This is a genomic window from Bacillus sp. SORGH_AS_0510 (assembly GCF_030818775.1).
In the GTDB taxonomy this organism is placed as follows: domain Bacteria; phylum Bacillota; class Bacilli; order Bacillales; family Cytobacillaceae; genus Neobacillus.
On sequence record NZ_JAUTAU010000001.1, the window covers coordinates 943,545 to 963,842 of the forward strand.

11 protein-coding genes and 1 pseudogene are annotated in these 20,298 nt (G+C 43.9%); 10 read left to right on the forward strand and 2 right to left on the reverse strand.

Going from position 1 to position 20,298, the window contains the following annotated elements; translation table 11 throughout:
• The first annotated feature begins 144 nt into the window (after positions 1-144).
• From QE429_RS05100 to QE429_RS05130, 7 genes are all read left to right on the forward strand, one after another.
• The gene (locus tag QE429_RS05100) at positions 145-1,737 is read left to right on the forward strand and encodes a glycoside hydrolase family 13 protein (protein ID WP_373463229.1); all 1,593 of its coding nucleotides are present in this window, start codon (positions 145-147) and stop codon (positions 1,735-1,737) included.
• Positions 1,737-2,675 carry an MTP-1 family protein gene (locus QE429_RS05105; RefSeq protein WP_307284759.1) on the forward strand — a complete coding sequence of 313 codons (939 nt, stop codon included), beginning with the start codon at positions 1,737-1,739 and terminating at the stop codon, positions 2,673-2,675. Before QE429_RS05100 ends, QE429_RS05105 begins: the two co-directional genes overlap by 1 nt.
• Positions 2,676-2,690: 15 nt before the next feature.
• Entirely contained in the window at positions 2,691-3,758 is a 1,068-nt protein-coding gene (locus tag QE429_RS05110; protein WP_307284763.1) for a BtaManbiosPhlase, read from the forward strand.
• Between the two features lie 90 nt (positions 3,759-3,848).
• Positions 3,849-6,359, forward strand: coding sequence for a beta-mannosidase (locus QE429_RS05115; RefSeq protein ID WP_307284765.1), 2,511 nt, complete (start codon positions 3,849-3,851; stop codon positions 6,357-6,359).
• A gap of 5 nt (positions 6,360-6,364) precedes the next feature.
• A complete protein-coding gene (locus QE429_RS05120; RefSeq protein WP_307284767.1) occupies positions 6,365-7,357 on the forward strand; it encodes a zinc-dependent alcohol dehydrogenase family protein in 993 nt (330 codons plus the stop codon).
• A gap of 45 nt (positions 7,358-7,402) precedes the next feature.
• Positions 7,403-8,632 (forward strand): MFS transporter, encoded by a 1,230-nt coding sequence (locus tag QE429_RS05125; protein WP_307284769.1) that lies wholly within the window; start codon positions 7,403-7,405, stop codon positions 8,630-8,632.
• Between the two features lie 30 nt (positions 8,633-8,662).
• The gene (locus QE429_RS05130) at positions 8,663-9,517 is read left to right on the forward strand and encodes an ROK family protein (protein WP_307284771.1); all 855 of its coding nucleotides are present in this window, start codon (positions 8,663-8,665) and stop codon (positions 9,515-9,517) included.
• Positions 9,518-9,578: 61 nt separating this feature from the next.
• Here QE429_RS05130 and QE429_RS05135 read toward each other — a convergent pair whose 3' ends face one another.
• Both QE429_RS05135 and QE429_RS24415 read right to left on the reverse strand, forming a co-directional pair.
• On the reverse strand, positions 9,579-10,061 hold the full coding sequence (locus QE429_RS05135) for a hypothetical protein (RefSeq protein ID WP_307284774.1): 483 nt from the start codon (positions 10,059-10,061) through the stop codon (positions 9,579-9,581).
• Between the two features lie 49 nt (positions 10,062-10,110).
• Positions 10,111-10,560: pseudogene (locus QE429_RS24415) on the reverse strand (lysostaphin resistance A-like protein).
• Between the two features lie 670 nt (positions 10,561-11,230).
• On the opposite strand from QE429_RS24415, the gene QE429_RS05140 reads away from it, so the two are divergent.
• The 3 genes from QE429_RS05140 to QE429_RS05150 all read left to right on the forward strand — a co-directional run bounded on the left by QE429_RS05140 (position 11,231) and on the right by QE429_RS05150 (position 20,269).
• Complete coding sequence (locus QE429_RS05140) at positions 11,231-14,680, forward strand: 5'-nucleotidase C-terminal domain-containing protein (protein WP_307284776.1); 3,450 nt, start codon at positions 11,231-11,233, stop codon at positions 14,678-14,680.
• Positions 14,681-14,794: 114 nt separating this feature from the next.
• Positions 14,795-19,549 carry an endonuclease gene (locus tag QE429_RS05145; RefSeq protein ID WP_307284780.1) on the forward strand — a complete coding sequence of 1,585 codons (4,755 nt, stop codon included), beginning with the start codon at positions 14,795-14,797 and terminating at the stop codon, positions 19,547-19,549.
• A 156-nt stretch (positions 19,550-19,705) separates the two neighbouring features.
• On the forward strand, positions 19,706-20,269 hold the full coding sequence (locus QE429_RS05150) for a hypothetical protein (protein WP_307284783.1): 564 nt from the start codon (positions 19,706-19,708) through the stop codon (positions 20,267-20,269).
• Positions 20,270-20,298: the final 29 nt, after the last annotated feature.

Here is a 20,298-nt window from a genome sequence, read left to right on the forward strand (position 1 = left end):
AAGTGGCGGAATTCCACATAAAGTTGGCGGAATAATTCACAAAATTGGCGGAATCCCACCATCGAAGCTAAACCAAATCTCAATTAAAAACAGAATCCAGTCCGAAAAATCGAAGTTTTCAATGGTTAGGAGTCCAATCAAATGGTGAAATGGTGGCAGCAATCGACTTTTTATGAAATCTATATGCCGAGCTTTAAGGATGGAAATGGCGATGGAATGGGTGATTTCGCCGGCATCACTTCCAAGCTCGACTATTTAAAAGAACTAGGAATTGATGGCCTGTGGCTGACGCCGTTTTATCCATCGCCAAAGGTGGATAACGGCTATGACATTTCGGATTACGTGAGCATCGACCCGGCGTACGGAACGATGGAAGAGTTTGAGCTTTTTATAAAAGAAGCCCATCAGCGCGGCATCAAGGTCATCGCCGATTTGGTTCTCAACCATACCTCTTCCGCACATCAATGGTTTCAGGAGTCGAAGTCATCAAAGGACCATCCGAAACGCGATTGGTACATTTGGAGAGATGAGCCGAACAACTGGGAATCGTTCTTCGGCGGGACGGCCTGGGAGTACGATGAGGCGACCCAGCAGTATTATTATCATGCTTTTGCGAAGGAACAAGTCGACTTAAACTGGGCCAACCCGGAAGTGAAGGCTGCCATGTTCGAGGTCATGAAGTTCTGGTTAGAAAAAGGTGTCGATGGCTTCCGACTTGATGTCATCAACTTTTTAAAAGTAAATAAAGAGTTCACAGACAATCCGTTTGATGCCACGAAACAGGAACAAGAGCATCTATATGATAAAGACCAAGAAGGCATCCACAACATTATCGAGGAGATTGCTGCCTTTGTTCAACAGTATCCGGATAAATTCCTCGTCGGCGAAGTGGGATCAGAGGACATCAACATCCTCAAACAGTATTCCGGTCGAGGTAAATTAGATGTCGTGTTTAATTTCAATATCGGAAGTATCGCGGAGTTTAATCCGGAGAGGTTGTATCAGCAACTCGCGGACACGGAGGCGGCCTACGACGAGACGCAGGTGCCGACGCTGTTCTTCGGCAGTCATGATATGTCCCGCTTTATTTCACGATTTGGCGGTGATGAGGACCGTGCGAAACTCATTGCGACCTTAATGCTAACTGCTAGAGGGGTGCCGTTCATCTATTTCGGTGATGAAATCGGCATGCGCGACTGGATTACGGACGACATCGCGAAAATGAAGGATGTGCAAGGAATCATGGGTTACAAGCTGGCACTGGAGGCTGGCAAGTCACATGAGGAGGCCCTTGTCATCGCGAATGACAAATCACGTGACAAATCGCGGACACCGATGCAATGGGATGCAAGCGAGTATGTCGGCTTTTCTGAGCAGAAACCATGGATTACCGTTCCGAATGAAGCGGCACTAACGAATGTAGAAAATCAGTTAGACAAACCGGAATCGATGCTTTCTTTTTATAAAAGCTTGATGAGTTTGCGCAAGGAACACCCCGCTCTCACCTTAGGAACCTATGAATCTTTACGGTACGAGGATGGATTGTTGACGTTCGTCAGAAGGAATGAATCAGAACGAATTCTTGTGGCGCTGAATTTTTCGGAGCAGTCGAAAACACTTGAAGGGTTCACAACAGGTAGCGGCTTGCTGCTTTCGAACAAGCGAACAGCTCATGATGGAAAAATTGGAATAATTGTAGGCAACGAAGCCATGATTTTAAAGGAGGATCTCAAGTAATGACCGTTTTAACGAAAGGAACTGTCAAAACCTGTGAACAGCTGGTAAAAGAATTTACGAAAACACCGATGAATCCTGAAAAAATTGTCTTCACAGGTGTAGGTGAAAACGATGTGTATAACATTTCGGCGCCGTTTGAAGACGAAGGGGAGCTTGTCATTGCTGGACGTGTCGAGTCACGTGACAGCGAACATTCGAATGTGTATTTCTTTGTTGAACGTGACGGACAGTGGGTGCCACGAGAAGGTGCACCAGTCCTAGAATTACAGGATCCATTTTTTACAAAAATTGCAGGAGAACTCGTGTTGGGCGGCGTGCAGATTTTCCCGCACCCTATCAATGAAGGCGCCCTCGGCTGGCGTACGGTTTTTTACAAAGGCGCTAACATTGCAAGCCTGAAGGAGTTCGCTAAAGGGCCAGATGGCATGAAGGACCTTCGCCTGGTTGAACTAAAGGACGAAAGTATCGGTGTGTTAACAAGACCTCAAGGGGAAAAAGGCGGCCGTGGAAAAATTGGCTGGACACGTATTTCTTCTCTTGACGAGTTAACGATTGAAGTAGTGGAGCAGGCTCCATTATTAGAAGGTCAGTTCATCGACGAACAGTGGGGCGGAGCGAACGAACCGCATCTTCTTGCGAACGGACTTGTCGGCGTGTTAGGTCACATCGCTTCATTTGATGAAGAAGGAAACCGTCACTATTATCCAATGGTGTTTGCGCTCGACCCAGACACCGGCGCTATCTCTGATATCGAGTTAATTGCGACAAGAAGTCATTTTTTACCTGGCCCAGCAAAGCGTCCTGATTTAATAGATGTGGTATTCAGCGGCGGTCTTGTCCGAAAAGCTGATGGAACGGCGGATATGTACGCAGGAATCAGCGATGCAGAAGCGCAAAAAATCACGATAATTGATCCGTTTTTACAATACGAAGGTTAAGAGGAGACTATAACAATGAACGTATATAGATATGAACAGAACCCATTAGTAACTCCAGCAGATGTGACACCTCACCGCGAGGATTTCGAAGTTATTGGTGCGTTTAACGCAGGGGTAACCACTTTCAACGATGAAATTATCATGATGCTTCGCGTGGCGGAGCGCCCGATTAGTCACGACCCGAATATCGTGAAGGCTCCAATTTATAATCCACAAACAAACGAGCTGGAAATTATCGAGTTCCGTTTGGATGATACGACGTATGATTTTTCCGATCCGCGTGTGATTCGTCGCAACGGCGATACACAAGGCTTTGAATACTTAACATCGATCGCATATTTACGCATTGCCCGCAGCAACGACGGCGGTCACCATTTTACGATTGATGAGAAACCGTTTGTGTATCCTTCCAATGAGTTAGAGACATTTGGAATTGAAGATCCACGGATCACGCAAATTGAAGATACGTATTATGTTTATTTCAGTGCAGTTTCACCTGTTGGTGTAGGGGAATCGATGGTTTCCACAAAGGACTTTGTAACGTATGAACACCACGGAATGATTTTTGCACCGGAAAATAAAGACGTGTTAATTTTTCCGGAAAAAATAAACGGAAAATATTACGCGATTCACCGACCTGTTCCAAAGAGTGTAGGGATGCCGGAGATGTGGATTGCGGAATCTACGAATCTATTACACTGGGGCAACCACAAGCATTTGCTAGGTTTGCGCGAAGGCATGTGGGATAGCGCGCGCATGGGCGGAGGAGCGGTTCCGTTTAGAACGGAAAAAGGCTGGCTTGAACTGTACCATGGTGCGACGACGGATCACCGTTATTGCATGGGCGCTGTGCTGCTAGATTTAGAGGATCCGACAAAGGTCATTGCGCGCTCTGATCAGCCGATCTTGGAGCCGGAAGCGGACTATGAGGTAGAAGGGTTCTTTGGAAATGTGGTGTTCTCTTGCGGTGCTGTGGTGGAAGGCGATGTGGTCAAGATGTTCTACGGTGTGGCCGATACGTCGATGGCTTGCGCGGAGTTAAGTGTACAAGAAATATTAGATTCATTGACCTATATAAAGTAGTTGTTTATAGTGCCAAAATTGTTCACGCGATTTTGGCCTTTCGTTTGTTTTTTACAAAAATGAGCTTACAACAAGGCAGGTGAGGTTTCTATGAAACTGAATGATAATTGGAAGTTAAAGTATTTTGATGTGGGGGCTGCACGTGAACTGGAGGTGGCTTCGCCTGAGTATATTGATTATTTTTGGATGACCACCGCGGTGCCGGGGGATGTTCATTCTACCTTAATTGAACGGAAACTGATCGACGATCCCTTTTACGGGCATAACGATTTGAAGTGCCAGTGGGTCGAGGAAAAAGTGTGGTGGTATCGGACGACGTTTGAATTCAACGAGGAAATTCAGTCAGGCGACCGCTACGAGCTTATTTTCGAAGGCCTCGATACGTTCGCAACGGTGTACTTAAACGGTGTGGAGCTCGGGTCCACTGAGAACATGTTTATCAGCCATACGTTTGAAGTCGCACGAGAGCTCAAACATGGGAAAAATGTACTGGCTGTTCGCTTCGATCCCGTTCATGTCCACGTGAAGGATAAGGTGCAATATTACTGGTCTGGTTTTAGCAAAAAAAGAATTTGGACCAGGAAGGCACAAAGTCATTATGGTTGGGACTGGGGTCCACGGCTCGTCGCCGCAGGAATTTGGAAGGATGTCCATCTAGAAAAACGCTCGACAGCGAAAATTGACCATGTGTTTGCGAGAACCACAAGCATTGACGATGGCAAGGCGACCGTTGCAGTTGATGTGGACATCACCTCTTACACACGAGAAAAAGAACTTGAGGTCCTTATCAGCCTACATGACGGTGAGGAACGAATCACCACCACAAAGGTGAAAGTGGACCGGAAAAAAGCTGCAGCTGTCCTGGAAGTGGACGAACCGAAACTTTGGTGGACCCATGATATCGGTACGCCGCACCTGTACGAGCTAAAGGTCGAGCTGCTAGCGGATGGGGCGAAAATCGACGAAAAACAAGAATCCATCGGTATTCGCACGATCGAAGTCAGACGAAGAGACGAGAACGGCCAGCCGAGCTTTACCTTCGTTCTAAACGGGGAAAAGATTTTTGCCAAAGGAGCCAACTGGATTCCGATTGATAGTTTCATAGGAGCGGTGCCTGACACCCGATATAAGCACTTGATCCAGATGTCGAAGGACGCCAACATGAATATGCTCCGCGTCTGGGGCGGCGGCATTTATGAAAAAGAGGTGTTTTACGAAGAGTGTAACCGCCTCGGAATTCTCGTATGGCAAGACTTCATGTTCGCCTGTGCGCTGTATCCGGATTACAACAAGAACTTCATGGCGAATGTGCGCGAAGAGATTATTCATGTGGTTAAGCGGCTGCGCAATTATCCGTGCCTTGCGATTTGGTGCGGCAACAATGAGAATGACTGGCTGTATGAAGCATTAAAGTCTTCCGGAGAGATTCCGCATCCTTTTTACGGCGAGAAAATCTACCATGAACTAATGCCTGAATTGCTGGAGGAACTCGATCCGACACGACTGTTTTGGCCAAGTTCCCCATTTGGTGGGAATGACCATAACTCCCGGGAAGAGGGCGACACGCATAACTGGCAGGTGTGGCACGGAAACATTGAACCGCGGGTGTTCGGGGAACCGCAGCACGTCAATTACAGTATCGAAGGCCTTTCATTTAAAAATTTCAAAACGGACACGACGCTGTTTGCCAGTGAATTTGGCATGCATGCTTCGTCAAACCGCTATACGCTCGAACGGAACATCCCTAAAGAACAATTTTTCTGGGGAAGCGAAGAAATGGCGTACCGGAATAAAGATATCCACCATCCAAAAGGCATATTGTTAATGGAAGGGTATACGGGTGCACCGAAGGACCTCAATGAATATATCGCCTATTCAATGCTCACGCAGGCGGAGGGCTTAAAGTTTGGGATTGAACATTATCGCCGTAACAAGCCGCATACAAGCGGGGCGTTGTTCTGGCAACTGAACGATTGCTGGCCGGGGACGAGCTGGTCGGTGATTGATTATTATCTATTGCCAAAGGCTTCTTATCATTATGCACGGAAATTCTTCAGTCCGATCCTTTTGACACTTGATCAAACACCAGGGGAAGACGTTAAGGTTTGGGTGGTGAATGACAAGTTAGAAGCCTACCAAGATGAGATAGAGCTTTCCGTGTACGATTTTTACGGAAAAAAGGTGTTTTCTATAGAGTGGACGGTCAATGTAGAAGCCAATATGGCGACACAGATTGCGACAATCCTTGAACACGAAGCGCTCGGTGGTCTGCAACCGGAAGAGGCTGTGCTGGTCGTCCGTTCCAAACATCAACGAACCGGTGAAAACAGCTATTATTTCCGCGATCAAAAGGATTTGAGATTAGGAGAGGCGCAGTTGCTAGTCTCCGTTGACCGCGAGACGAACGAGTTGACCGTTTCAACGAATTCCCTAGCAAGGATGGTTACGATTGAGCTCGACGTGGAGCAACTGGTGATAGAGGATAACTTCTTTGATCTGCTGGCTGGTGAGTCGCGAACGATTCGAATCGAGCAGGCACAGGGTAAAGAGATTCCATGGGATACGTTACGAGTAAAAGCGATCAATAGTGTGGAGGGATGAGGCGAATGAAGGCAGCGGTGTTAAAGGGAACGAAGCAGTTGGAAGTAGTAGAGTGGGAAAATCAGAGACCGCTCGCACATGAAATAGTTGTGAAGGTGAAAAGCTGCGGCATTTGCGGAACAGATCAACATATTTACCACGGCCATCCGGGTTCTGCCGAGGTTCATCCTCCAATCGTGCTTGGCCATGAGTTAGCGGGTGAAGTGGTGGAAGTAGGTTCAGAGGTATCGAGTTTACAAGTAGGCGACCGCGTGTCGATTGATCCGAATATATACTGCGGAACCTGTGATTACTGCCGCAGCAATCGAGTGCATTTATGCTCGAATCTTGAGGCGGTAGGTGTCACAAGAGACGGCGGCATGGCGGAATATTGTACGGTGCCGAGTGCGAATGGCTATACGATTCCCGATGAGATGACGTTCGATGAAGCGGCATTGGTGGAGCCGTTAGGCTGTGTGTTGCATGGTTTTAGAAAAATAAACCTGTCACCACTGAGCAAAGTATTGATTATCGGCGGCGGATTCATCGGTCAATTGTTTTTACAGTTAGTGAAGCATCAGCATGTCCAGTCTATCGTTGTCAGTGAACCGGCTGAAAATAAAAAAGAGCTTTTGTATCAGCTCGGGGCGGATGAGGTAATACACCCGATGGAGGCTGCGAAGCTGGAAGCAGATGTTGTCATTGAATGTGTCGGCCGGCCGGAAAGCATGGAGTTGGCGGTGAAATCGGCGGCGAAAGGCGGACAGGTGCTGCTGTTTGGAGTGGCTGCCCCTGACACGATGATTTCTGTGTCCCCATTTGAAATTTTTTCAAAAGAATTAACGATCAAAGGATCGTTTATTAACCCTTTTACACACGAAGAAGCGATTGCATTAATCGCGAAAAAGGTAGTCGATGTGAGCTCGCTTATCTCACACCGCTTTACAAAAGAGGAATTGCCTGTAGCGATGGCGGACTATCCTTCCCTCGGAGTGTCAAAAGGCGTTATAACGCATTAAAGCGACGGGGGACAGTCCCCCGCTGCTTTAAAGGAGATTAGAACCATGTTTAAAATATTTCAATCTTTTTCCACGGAATTAAAGTTTTATTTATTGATGAGTACTTTTTTTTCCTTTGGATGTAGTTTATCAGGTGTGTTTCAGAGTGTGTTTCTGTGGAAATTGGATAAAACGTATTCCCTGCTCGCTTATTATAGCTTGTACTGGTCATTGGCGATTATTGTCTTTTTCGGCGTATGTGCCTGGATTGCTAGGAAAACAAGCCCGATGATTACGATGCGGTTAGGGTTTGTTTTTTATCTTATTACCTATCTCATTATGTTGGGTTTCCATAATACGTTACAAGATCACATCTTTTTGCTGGGAATGTCCAATGGCCTGGCCATGAGCCTGTACTATGTGGGCGTACATATGGCCGTGTTAGATTTAACGACCAATGATAAGCGCGATCAGTTTTTATATGTGCAAGGGATCTTGCTAACGATTGGAGGCGTCATCGCACCGCTTATAGCCGGGGTGCTGATTTCACAATACAACGGTATGTTTGGTTATTATGTGGTGTTTATTGCGACCTGTGTGTTTTTCTTCATTTCGTTTTTGATTTCGTTAAAAGTCAAAGGAAGCCCGGTTACAACCAAAAGCTATTTCTGGGATGTCATTAAACGGCCTTCACCGGAATGGCAGAAGATGTACAAAGTGATGTTTGCAGATGGCATCGTTTCTGGTGTCTATACTACTTTTTTAATTACGATGATTACATTCAAAGTAGCGGGTGGAGAGCTGAGCTTAGGGGTGTATAATACGGCGGCGGAGATTGTCGCGATTGTCGCGTTCTATGTGCTCGCTAAGTTTTCGAATCCGAAATTCCGGCTGGCCATTTTTGCAATAGGCTCGCTTAGTGTATTTTTAAGCTCGACCTTGTTATCTGCGATGCCGGTGCTTGCGTCGCTGGTGGTCTTCGGCATCGTTTCTCCTGTAGCAATGAATATGATTAACACATCCATGAATGCGATGATTTACGAATCGATCGAGAAGGATCCTCATTACAAGGAACGGCGGTTGGATTATATTATCATTCGTGAAATTCCACTCGGTGTGGGACGAATCATTGGGGTGTTTCTGTTTTTAGCAATGAGGAAGTTCTTTGATTTTGAACAGCTCTTACCAGTATCCTTTAGCCTTTTTCCAATTGTTTATGTCATAATGATTCCAGCGCTTTATATCATTTGGAAAAAGCCGAAAAAGGAAGCGGTGTTGGGTTCGAACAAATGCTAGAGTAAATTTTTTGCATGGAGGAATTGTTGTATGCTAGGTGCCATTGAAGCGGGCGGAACAAAGTTTGTTTGTGCGGTAGGAGATGAAAAAGGGACGATTGTGGAGCGGATTCAAATCCCGACCACTGTACCTGAAGAGACAATGCCACAGGTGATTGCCTTTTTTAAAAAATTTGCGGTCGATGCGATCGGAATTGGATCGTTTGGACCGATTGATGTTAATGAAGAGAGTCCAACCTACGGAAATATTACGTCTACGCCAAAGCCAGGGTGGAAGGATTATCCGTTCGTACAGACGCTGAAGGAAGCGTTCGGTGTGCCGATTGGCTTTAATACGGACGTGAACGCAGCGGCGTTAGGCGAGGCTTCGTTTGGTGCGGCGAAGGGCTTGGACAGTTGTTTGTATATCACGGTTGGTACCGGTATCGGTGCCGGGGCGATTGTCCAGGGACAATTGTTGCAAGGGTGGTCCCATCCGGAAATGGGACATATCCTATTACGTCGTCACCCAGAGGATTCGTACCAAGGAAAATGTCCGTACCATGGCGATTGCTTAGAAGGGATGGCAGCAGGTCCGGCCATCGAAGCGCGTTGGGGCGATAAGGGTGTGAATCTCGTGGATCGTCCGGAGGTTTGGGACTTAGAGGGCTACTATTTGTCTCAAGCTCTCATGCAATATATTCTGATTCTTTCTCCGAAAAAAATCATTCTTGGCGGCGGAGTCAGCCATCAAGAAGCAGTATTTGCAGCCATCTATAAGTATTTGCCAGAACTGCTAAATGACTACGTTTCGTTGCCAGAGCTATCCGACTACATCGTGCGCCCGGGTTTAGGCGACAATGCTGGAATCACAGGGGCATTGATGCTTGCGGACCGAGCAAAATAAAAAAATGGGGACAGTCCCCCGGCGCTTTAGCGCGACGGGGGACTGTCCCTACTTTTTTCGTTTAAAACTCATATACCCCTTTAGGATTCAGACAGTGTGTGAGAAAGGTTCCTTCCCAAGGCTTCTTTAACTTCTCGATTTTTTGGCAGTAGTCGCTAACTATTTCCTTTTGACCATCAAAATCTCTTGCTTCCTGGCTATAATAGATGATCTCTCCGTTGAATTGAAATTCAGTAATCTCTCCCGGTTTGTCATCCGTATTGAAGCGAATAAAGCGAAGGAGGTCAGGTTTTCCCTCTTCTACGTTCTTTTTAAACTCGTTAATTCGTTTCCGTTCCTTCGCTTTAATTTGTCCCTGTAGGATGTCTCCATTTTCGAGCGCTTCTTCTTTTGTATAATCCTCTGGTACCTTATTGGTTTTCTTTTCTCCAAAGTTTTTTACCTGTGTTTTAATGCTTACACTTTTGTCAGCCGTGACCATTTTGTACCCAAACACCCCGGCCACAATCAGAATCACAACAAAAATCAAACCGAATTTTTTCATTCCATACCCTCGTTCCCTTTAGTTTTTTGCACTTACCTGTTAGACGAGGTTACCGTCGGACGGTTTCATTTTTGGCGGGGACAGTCCCCCGGCGCTTTAGCGCAGTGGGGGACTGTCCCCACACAAAGAGAAGGAAGAGGAGCATAGTGACGATATAGGTCCAGTCGGTTGTATGATCGATGATCTTGAATTTACTGAAATTACCAATCTGGCTTTTAAACAGGGACACGGTGTTCCAACCCCAATGACAGCCGACTGTGAACCAAAGAGACCGCGTCACCGCAAATGGAATAGCATAGGTAAGTCCCATGAGAAATAGCATGATCCACTGGGTGTATCCATCTCCGAGACGTTAGATGTGATTGAAAACGTAGATCACTGAAGAGACGACCACCAGCATCCCGGTTGACCAATGATTTGGTAGATACTTGAACACGTATCCACGGGTTAAAATGTCTTCACTTGTCGATGAAAGGAACGTAAGTAAAATGATTCCCACTAAGCCCGGTTCTGCTTTTTGCTTCCTTTCTTCTCTTCTTTATTGCCGCACGTATCGTGGCTAAAGTACGAGGCAAAAGGGGTTAGCCGCCTTTGGATTGCACAAGCACAAACAGGCATTTAGAAATCGATGGACTGGATATTTACTAGGGCTCTTCTTTTACAGCGGTAGCTTTGCGGTTTCAGTCCAAACAGGCGAAATTGAATTTGAGGGAACCTTTTCCCCCACTCAACTCCTCTAAGTATCATCATTTTTAACCCTAATTTTCCATATATAATGCTCCTTTTCATGGGAGTTTACTAGATTTTAACATAAATTACCTAATAAAAAGGGGACAGTCCCCACTTTTCAGTGGATAAGATTCATATGCTTGTCCCTGTAGTTTTTTTGCATTTATCCATTTAAACGGGGTTATAAGTAAACAGATCCTTTTTTGATTGCACTTATTTACCAAATAGTAGTTAGTATTTATAGTATATTTCACCAGTAATATTGAGTATTTCTAAAGTTTTGAAAAAATATAGTATTCTGTCAAAAATAATTATACACTAGTAGTAGTATTTACCTATTGGTTAAGGAGGTGGTTTTTGGAAGGAATCGAAAATGACAAATATAGTAGTAAACGTTCTAAATTTTAGTTTTAGCAAACTTAATAGGGGGGAATCAAACTGTGACAAAGCTGTTTAGCAGATCTAAAAAATGGATTAGCATGGTTTTAACAGCCATTCTACTATTAGCGATGGTAGTCCCAATCAGTGTAAAAGCAGTCGCTGCGCCGGTATCTTTGGCGAAGTGGGATTTTAGCAACACAAATAAACTACAAGCTACATCAGGAATTGCCGCAAACACAGACAAACTTTTATCCGCAACTGGGACAACTATTTCCACAACCTATGTTGCAGGACCTACAACAGGAATCACGGTACCCAATGCCTCGCCGTGGACAGCCAATCCTTCATTCTGGAAGGTATCCATTTCTACAAAAGGTTATCAAAATATTACCCTATCTTCTAAACAATCAGGTTCCAATACAGGACCAAAAGATTTTAAAGTTCAATATAGCTTAGATAATTCCACATGGAATGATGTCCCAGGTGCTACTGTAACGGTAGGCAACAATTGGACGAGTGGAGTTTTAACGAATGTTGCACTGCCTAGTGCGGCAAATGATAAGGATGTAGTCTATGTTAGATGGTTAAAATCCACTGACACAGCAATCAATGGCAGCCCAGTTGCTTCCGGCGGAACAAGCCGTATCGGGGAAATTGAGTTTAAAGGGGAAGCGGCTGTTCAAGAGCCTCAACCCGATCCAGGAGCAGTCCCAGGCCAAGGAAAGCTGGTATTGGGGGATGAAAAATTAGCCAATGTCACCTTTAGCTTTAAGAATACTAGCACCGATCAATGGTTTGATTTCACATCTGATGCGAATGGAGTCTTTACTCACAATCTAGCAGATGGTACCTACAAGATTGAAGGTGTCTGGGTTGCGCCAAGGTGGTATCCGCTTGGCAAAACTATTACGATAAAAAATGGTCTAGTAGATGGATTGCATGAATTAGTAGTCGATGGATTAAATCCTGCTGAAGGAACATGGAATCTATCGGGATTTGTTAAAAATGGCACCAAAACTTTAACCAATATTCCATTTAGCGTACATAGTACAGATGGAAAATGGTACGATGCGGTAACGGATAAGAATGGAAAATTCAATTTTAACTTGCCAGATGGCAGCTATCAAGTCGACGGAATTTGGGATGGTGCAGCTGGAAAATGGCATGAGTTAAATAAAGCTTTCAGCATGAAGTCTGGCAAGCTTGAAGGAGCAACTGAATTACTAATTGATATTGATACAGCTGTTAACAAAGAAAACGTAACTGGAACGGTGACAAAAGGATTGAAAGCATTGAACGACACCGTATTTAGTATCCATACCTCAACTGGCGAAACAAAGTGGTTTGACGCCAAAACGGATGCAAATGGAAACTATGCCTTAAAGCTAGCAGATGGTTCTTATACTATTGATGGTATTTGGGATCAAGCTGAAAGTAAATGGTATGTTCTACAGAAGAACTTTACGGTTTCTGGTACGCTGCAATTGAACATCGATGTACTTAAGGATGGACCAGTGGATCTGACACCAAATGTGACGGGCGTTGTGAAGAAAGGTAATGAAGTATTACCGAATATAGTGTTCAGTGTTCACACTACTTCTGGTGAAGTGAAATGGTATGACATAACAACAGATGTGAATGGACGCTTTAGCACGCCACTACCGAACGGCAGCTACGTGCTAGAAGGAATTTGGCTCGATTCAGAAAAACACTGGTATAATTTGCAACAAGAATTCACCGTGAATGGAACGAAAGAATTAACGATAAATGTTTTAGATGGAAATGCAAAATATACATTGAATGTTATGCACACAAATGATACTCACGCCAATCTTGATAATGTGGCTAAGAAAATGACCGCTATTAAGTCGGTTCGTGCTACAAAACCTGATGCATTATTACTGGATGCTGGAGATGTGTTCTCTGGAACCCTGTATTTTAATGAGTATCAAGGATTAGCCGATGTAGAGTTCATGAATTTAGCTGGTTATGATGCGATGACATTTGGAAACCATGAGTTTGACATGGGCACTGCAGTACTGTCTAACTTTGTAAAAGGTGCATCCTTCCCGTTTGTTAGTGCGAACGTAAACTTTGCACAGGATACCAATTTACAATCTCGCTTCCATGACGGTGTCACAACCAATAATCCATCTGGCGGCGAAATTTACAACGGAATCATTAAGGTTGTAAATGGGGAAAAAATTGGAATTTTTGGGTTAACAACCGCAGAGACTCCTACCATCTCAAGCCCTGGAGCTGGAGTTGTATTCGAGGATTATATTCAAGAGGCTAAAAAATCAGTTGCTGCCCTTGAAGCGCAAGGTGTAAACAAAATCATTGCGTTAACCCATATTGGCTTTGACGATTCCCTTGTTTGGGACAATGATAAACAATTAGCGGCAGCCGTTGAAGGAATCGACGTGATTGTCGGCGGCCACTCACATACACAGCTATCTGCTCCGGTGTTTGATACAACGGGAGATGAGCCAACAGTTATAGTTCAAGCGAATGAATACAACAAGTTCCTTGGAACATTGGATGTAACTTTCGATGCTTCTGGAAAAGTAATCGTTCCAGAAACAACAGGTAAACTTCTAGATATTAGCACGTATGCGGAAGATCCTGCTACAGCTAACATCTTAAACACAAAATATAAGCCAGCCATCGATCAAAAGAAAGCAACAGTAGTTGGTACAACTGTCAATACATTAGTTGGGGGAAATCCTGCGGCTCGTACGGGGGAAACAAATCTAGGTAATTTTATTGCTGACGGTATGCTGGCAAAAGCCAAAACAATCAATCCAAATACAGTGATTGCGCTTCAAAATGGCGGAGGCGTTCGCACGACCCTTAACGCTGGAAACATTACGTTAGCCAATATCTTTACGGTCCTACCATTTGGTAACGCATTAGGAATCATGGATTTAAAAGGTTCTGAGATTAAAGAGGCGCTTGAATACAGTGTGAAGGATGCACCAACAACTGCATTCGGCGGATTCTTACAGGTTTCAGGATTGAAAGTTACGTATGACAGCTCTAAACCAGTTGGTCAAAAAATCCAAACGATTGAAGTCAAAGGCCAAGATGGTAGCTATAAGGCATTAGACTTAGCGAAAAACTATTTCGTAGCAACGAATATTTTCACGGCTAAAGGCGGCGACGGATTCACAATGTTCGCTAAAGCTTACTCAGAAGGACGTGTAAGTGAGCCAGGTTTCGTAGATTGGGAAATGTTCCGTGACTATATTGAAGCACAGCCAAATAAATCGGTGAACGCTCAGGTAGAAGGACGGATCATTAACGTGCTTCCACAAACTGTTCCAGCCGCATCCTTCAGTGGAACTACGGCCAATCCAAAGGTTTACTTTGGAAACGTCATTGTTGATGTAAATGGTGTGGCTAAGCTTGAAAACGCTACGGTGAAAGGGAACCTTACCTTAAAAGGTAATACGAGTGTTGAGCTTTCTAATGTAATTGTCGAAGGCGAAACCATTTTCGAAGATTAATCAAAAACAGAAGTCAGACGTAAGAAAAAAAGGGTAGACCCCACAGTTGGTATTTTAAGTGGGGTCAGACCCCTTATAAGACTAAATCATACTTATTATTTATGGGGTGATTAATTGAGTAGGAAGAGGAGAAAAAGCAGCAGTTTATTTCTTGTTGTGATCTTATTGCTTGGCTTAGTTTTACCAAACTTTGCAGGAAAAGTGACGGCCGCGACAAATGCTACGGATCTATTCATCTCAGAATATATCGAGGGCAGTAGCTTCAACAAAGCCATTGAAGTTTATAATGGCACTGGTGCAGCGGTTAAGTTAAGTGAATACACGCTTGAACATTACGCTAATGGTGCTACCACAACAACCCTTAAAATGGCACTATCTTCTGATCCAACTGCAACGCTTGCCAATGGATCTACTTTTGTTATTTCACGCAGTGATGCGGATGCGACCATTGTAGCTAAAGCAAACCTATTGGATGCAGGCAAAACCGTTATCAACTTTAATGGCGATGACGCGATTGTATTAAAACATAACGGAGCAATCATTGATGTGATTGGAAAAGTGGGAGAGAGGATCAACTGGGGAACTACGGTGAAAACCATTGATCAAACTTTAGTACGCAAAAGCTCCGTTACCACTGGAGATAAGAATCCGGATGACGCCTTTGATCCAGCATTAGAATGGGATAATATGGGGAAAGATGTTTTTACCTATCTTGGTTCACATACGATGGATGGCGGTTCGACACCAGTTGAAACGAAGGTGGCGAATGTAACCGCAACCCCAGTAGCAGGTGCAGTAGCCGCTGGAACGTCTGTCACATTATCAACAGCAACGGCGGATGCAAAAATTTATTACACCACGGATGGCTCACAGCCAACTGCTTCAAGCTCTGAATATAAAGCTCCAATTGTCATTAATGAAGATGTGACGATCAAAGCAATTGGGGTCAAGGCGGGCTTAGATAACAGCGATGTAGCTACATTGGCTTATACGATTTTACAAGCCAATTCCATTGCTGCAGTCAGAGCTATGCCACTGCAATCAAATGTTCAAACCAGCGGCGTTGTAACAGCTGTTTTAGGAAGAGCTATCTACTTCCAAGATGCAACAGCAGGGATTGTGGCTTATACACCAACTGACAGCACGACTATTCAACCAGGAAACAAAATCACTGTTTCAGGTAAATTAACGGAATATTCCACGTTACTTGAAATTGAAGCTAATCATGAAGATATTGTGGTTACAGGTACAGAAACTGTTCCGGCAGCCGAGCTTGTCAAGGCAGCGGATTTACAAGAAAGTAAAGAAGCAAAGCTTTTAAAACTAAAAAATGTAACAGTAGGTGCGTTCTCTGGCGGTAACTATACGGCAACAGATGGTGATGGAACAAGCTTCCAAATCCGGCCGCCAAGCTCCTCCATGCTGACAACAGGTACAACCTATGAAGAAATTACGGGCGTACTAAGTGCCTTTAACGGAGTGTATCAATTAATTCCACGGAATGAAGGCGACATTATTCAAGATTCCAGCATTGTTCAATCGGTTGTCGCTACGCCAGGCTCGGGTATGGTGAATTCGGGTACACAGGTCACCTTAGCGACTGGTACAAGTGGTGCATCCATTCATTATACGTTGGATGGAAGTGAACCAACCGCTACTAGCCCAGTATTCACACAGCCAATTGTTATAACTAAAGCAACTACAATTAAGGCAGTAGCAGTGAAAGCTGGAATGACTAATAGTCCAATTGCAACGTTTGATTATGTCATCCAAGATGGTGCGGTTCACATTTATGATATTCAAGGGAAATCTCACACATCGATTTTTAACGGCAAGACGGTAACTGATGTAGAGGGCGTTGTAACCTATATTGATGGTACTAGCCGTTTCTTTATCCAAGATCTGCAAGGTGACGGTGATGATAGTACTTCTGACGGAATTCTGGTCTTCAAGTCCAGTCATGGTGTGTCAATTGGTGACCGAGTAAAAGTAACGGGAAAAGTTACAGAATACTACGGCGAAGGATATGCTGAGAAAACATCAACAGACTTAACTATTACTGAAATTGAAGCTTCAACGATCACAAAAAGTGGAACAACTCCGCTACCAGCCCCAATCAAGCTTGGTGTGGACCGTATTGCTCCACCAGAAATCATTGATAATGACCAATTTGCTAAGTTTGATCCAGCAGAGGATGCCATCGATTTCTGGGAAAGCCTTGAAGGTATGTATGTTCAAGTAGATGACGCAAAAGTGATTGCGCTTCAAAAAGATGGATTGGTTTGGGTTGTACCGAAAAACTATCCTACAAACGTTGATCCTGGTGGTTTACGAATTACAGCCACAGATTATAACCCAGATCGGATTGGTGTCGATGTAAGAAATGGAGCTACGGCTAATAAGTCGTACCGTGCTAAAATGGGTGACTATTATACCGGAGCAATAAAAGGTGTTGTGAACTACGGTTATAGCAACTTTAAAGTCATGACTCAAGAATCCAGTTTACCAACCCTAACTGAAACACCAATTGTAAGGGCAGCTACAAAAATTACGCCGGCAACAGACAAATTAACGATTGGGACGTATAATGTTGAGAATTTCTCAACAGTCACTCCAGACGATAAAGTAACAAAAATTGCTGATGCGATAGTTAATAAAATGAAAAACCCTGACATTATTGGCCTAAACGAAGTCCAGGATAATAACGGCGAAACAGATAACGGTATTGTAGATGGTACGCAAAGTGCACAAAAGATCATTAGTAAGATCAAAACTCTTGGCGGACCGGACTATTTGTATACTGAAATCGCGCCAATTAATAATCAAGATGGCGGGGCACCTGGTGGAAATATTCGTGTTGCCTTCCTGTACAACAAAGCTCGTGTTTCATTAACTGCAGGAGCACCTAAAGGAGCAGCGACACAGGCTGTAGGTTTTGAAAATGGCAAACTTACCCTAAATCCAGGACGGATTGATCCAACCAATTCTGCATTTAACTCAAGCAGGAAGCCACTGGCTGCGCAATTTGATTTCCAAGGCCAAAGTGTTATCGTGGTGGCTAATCACTTTAACTCTAAAAGCGGCGACCAACCATTGTTTGGTAAAACTCAACCACCAGTATTGAGCAGTGAAATACAACGTCATAAAATTGCTGGGATTGTTAATAACTTCGTAAAAGATGTGAAATCAAAGGATGCCAATGCCAATGTTGTCTTGCTTGGCGACTTTAATGATTTTGAATTCACTAAAACGTTAGAAATTGCAAAAGGAAATGAATTAACCAACATGGTTGGCTTCGTTCCAGAAAGGGAGCGTTACAATTACTCATACCAAGGTAACGCCCAAGAATTAGACCATGTCTTAGTTACGAACAATATGGTAGTCAACACGACTGTCGATATCTTACACATTAACTCTGGATTCATGGAAGTACATGGACGTGCAAGTGATCATGACCCAGTCTTAATCCAGACAAAATTAAAAGCAACCGAAGAGGTTTTACCACCGGTAACACCGCCAGCATCAACGAAGGTTTACAAATTAAGCGGATTTAAAACGAAAAAGTTAACCGTGACCCACGCAGCTACTGACATTACCATGGATTCTGCTTCGGTGATTTCGGAAGGAATTGTGTTAAAAAGCTCTTTCGCTAAGCTTGGTGGCGAAGGGTTAAAGAATACCATTGTCACACTTAGTCCAACAGAACCAGGAGACGCAGCTGTTATTGACTTTGGCGGCGTAGAAGTTAAAGAAGTCATCATAGATAATGCGAATATCAGCCAAATCAGGGGCGTTGAAAAGGTTCAAAAATGGACAGTAAAAGATGGAGTGGACCCATCTAAGATCAAATGTACAACCATTGATGGAGTAGTCATTACCCCTTCTCCCATAACGGTGCCAAAAGTGAATCAGGGACCTGTGCAATCCAACCCGTTTCCTGCTTTCACCATTCAAAAAGATGCAACATTATCCATTAATTTAAATGACTATTTTGCTGATCCAGATGGTGATGTGTTAACGTACACATCAACTGTCGGCATTGTTCAAGGATCGGCGTTAATGATTCCTACAGCAACGGCAGGTACAGTCAATGTGACGGTAACAGCAAATGACGGAGCGAAAACGACTAGTGTGTCTTTTACTGTAACCGTAACAGCAGGTTCTACACCAGGAGGGGACGTAGAGCCTTATTACCAGGCTGCTGCTGGAAAAACAGGTTCCGACCTGAAGCTTGCTCTACACAATATCATTAAAGTGCAAACGAAATTAACGTATGCTCAAGTAACGGAAGCTTTAAAGAAAACCGACGAGGATCCCAACAATTCCAATAACGTCATACTTTTGTACACGGGTCGATCACAGGCAAAAACAACCTTTGGTTCAGGAGTCAACGATTGGAATCGTGAGCATGTTTGGGCAAAATCTCACGGTAATTTTGGAACAAGTGTTGGTCCTGGAACAGATATTCATCATTTACGACCAGCTGACGCATCAGTAAACAGCACACGCGGCCATTTGGATTTTGATAATGGCGGCAATCCTCAAGGGGAGTGTGCTCAATGTAAATATGATAGCGATTCTTTCGAGCCGCCAGATCGTGTAAAAGGTGACATTGCTCGAATGCTTATGTACATGGATGTCCGTTATGAGGGCGACGGCGGGGAGCTTAACCTTGAGCTAGCTGACAAGGTGAATACGTATCCAACGCCATTCCATGGCAAAAAGTCTGTCCTCCTTCAATGGAGTAAAATGGATCCACCGGATGCCTTTGAAAAGCACAGAAACGATGTGATTCAATCCATTCAAGGAAATCGTAATCCATTCATCGATCATCCAGAGTGGGCAGAGTCCATTTGGCCTGCGAGTTAATTGGTAAAAGAAAAAAGCACCTGAACTTTGTTCATTGAGGCAGGTGCTTTTTTCCTCCTTTTTGTAAGGGCGTATAAAAATAGTTTACTAAGTGATAGGAAAAATCGGTGTAATTTCACCAATCATATGTTTCTTAGTTTTAAAGGGGGAAAAAAGGTGAAACGATCAGGCAAAATCATCTTTGTCTTACTGTTATCATTTGCATTAATTAGCTTAAGTGGTTGCTTTGGTAAAGAAACAGCTTCCGATGCTGGAGGGAAAAAGTCGGTTGAAGCCAATAATAAACCTGCAAGTAAAGCGAAAGAAACCAATCAAACTACTAAAAAGGTAACTGAAACTACCGGAAGTGTTACCACGGATGATCATAAGGTTGCCGCCAATACAACTGAACAATCGGCAGAAAAATCATCAAAGAAAACATCGGAAAACTCAACAAATAAACCAACAGACAAAACAACGAAGAACTCAAATGAAAAAACAACCGAGAAACCAACCGAAAAAACAGATAAGAATCAGAATGTAGGAGAAAAAGAGGTTGTTGACTTTGTATTAACTAATACAAAAATCGTTCAAATTTCTAGTATCAGTAAACGAAGTAAAGAACAGCATCCTGATTTAGGTCCATTCTTTGTTGTCCGTGGAATTGATTTACGAGGAGAGGTAAGTGAGGTCTGGATTAAGGATCTAAAGATCTTTGAGATGGAAACACAAGCAAATTAATGGAGAAAAGGAAAACAACAACCCGATGA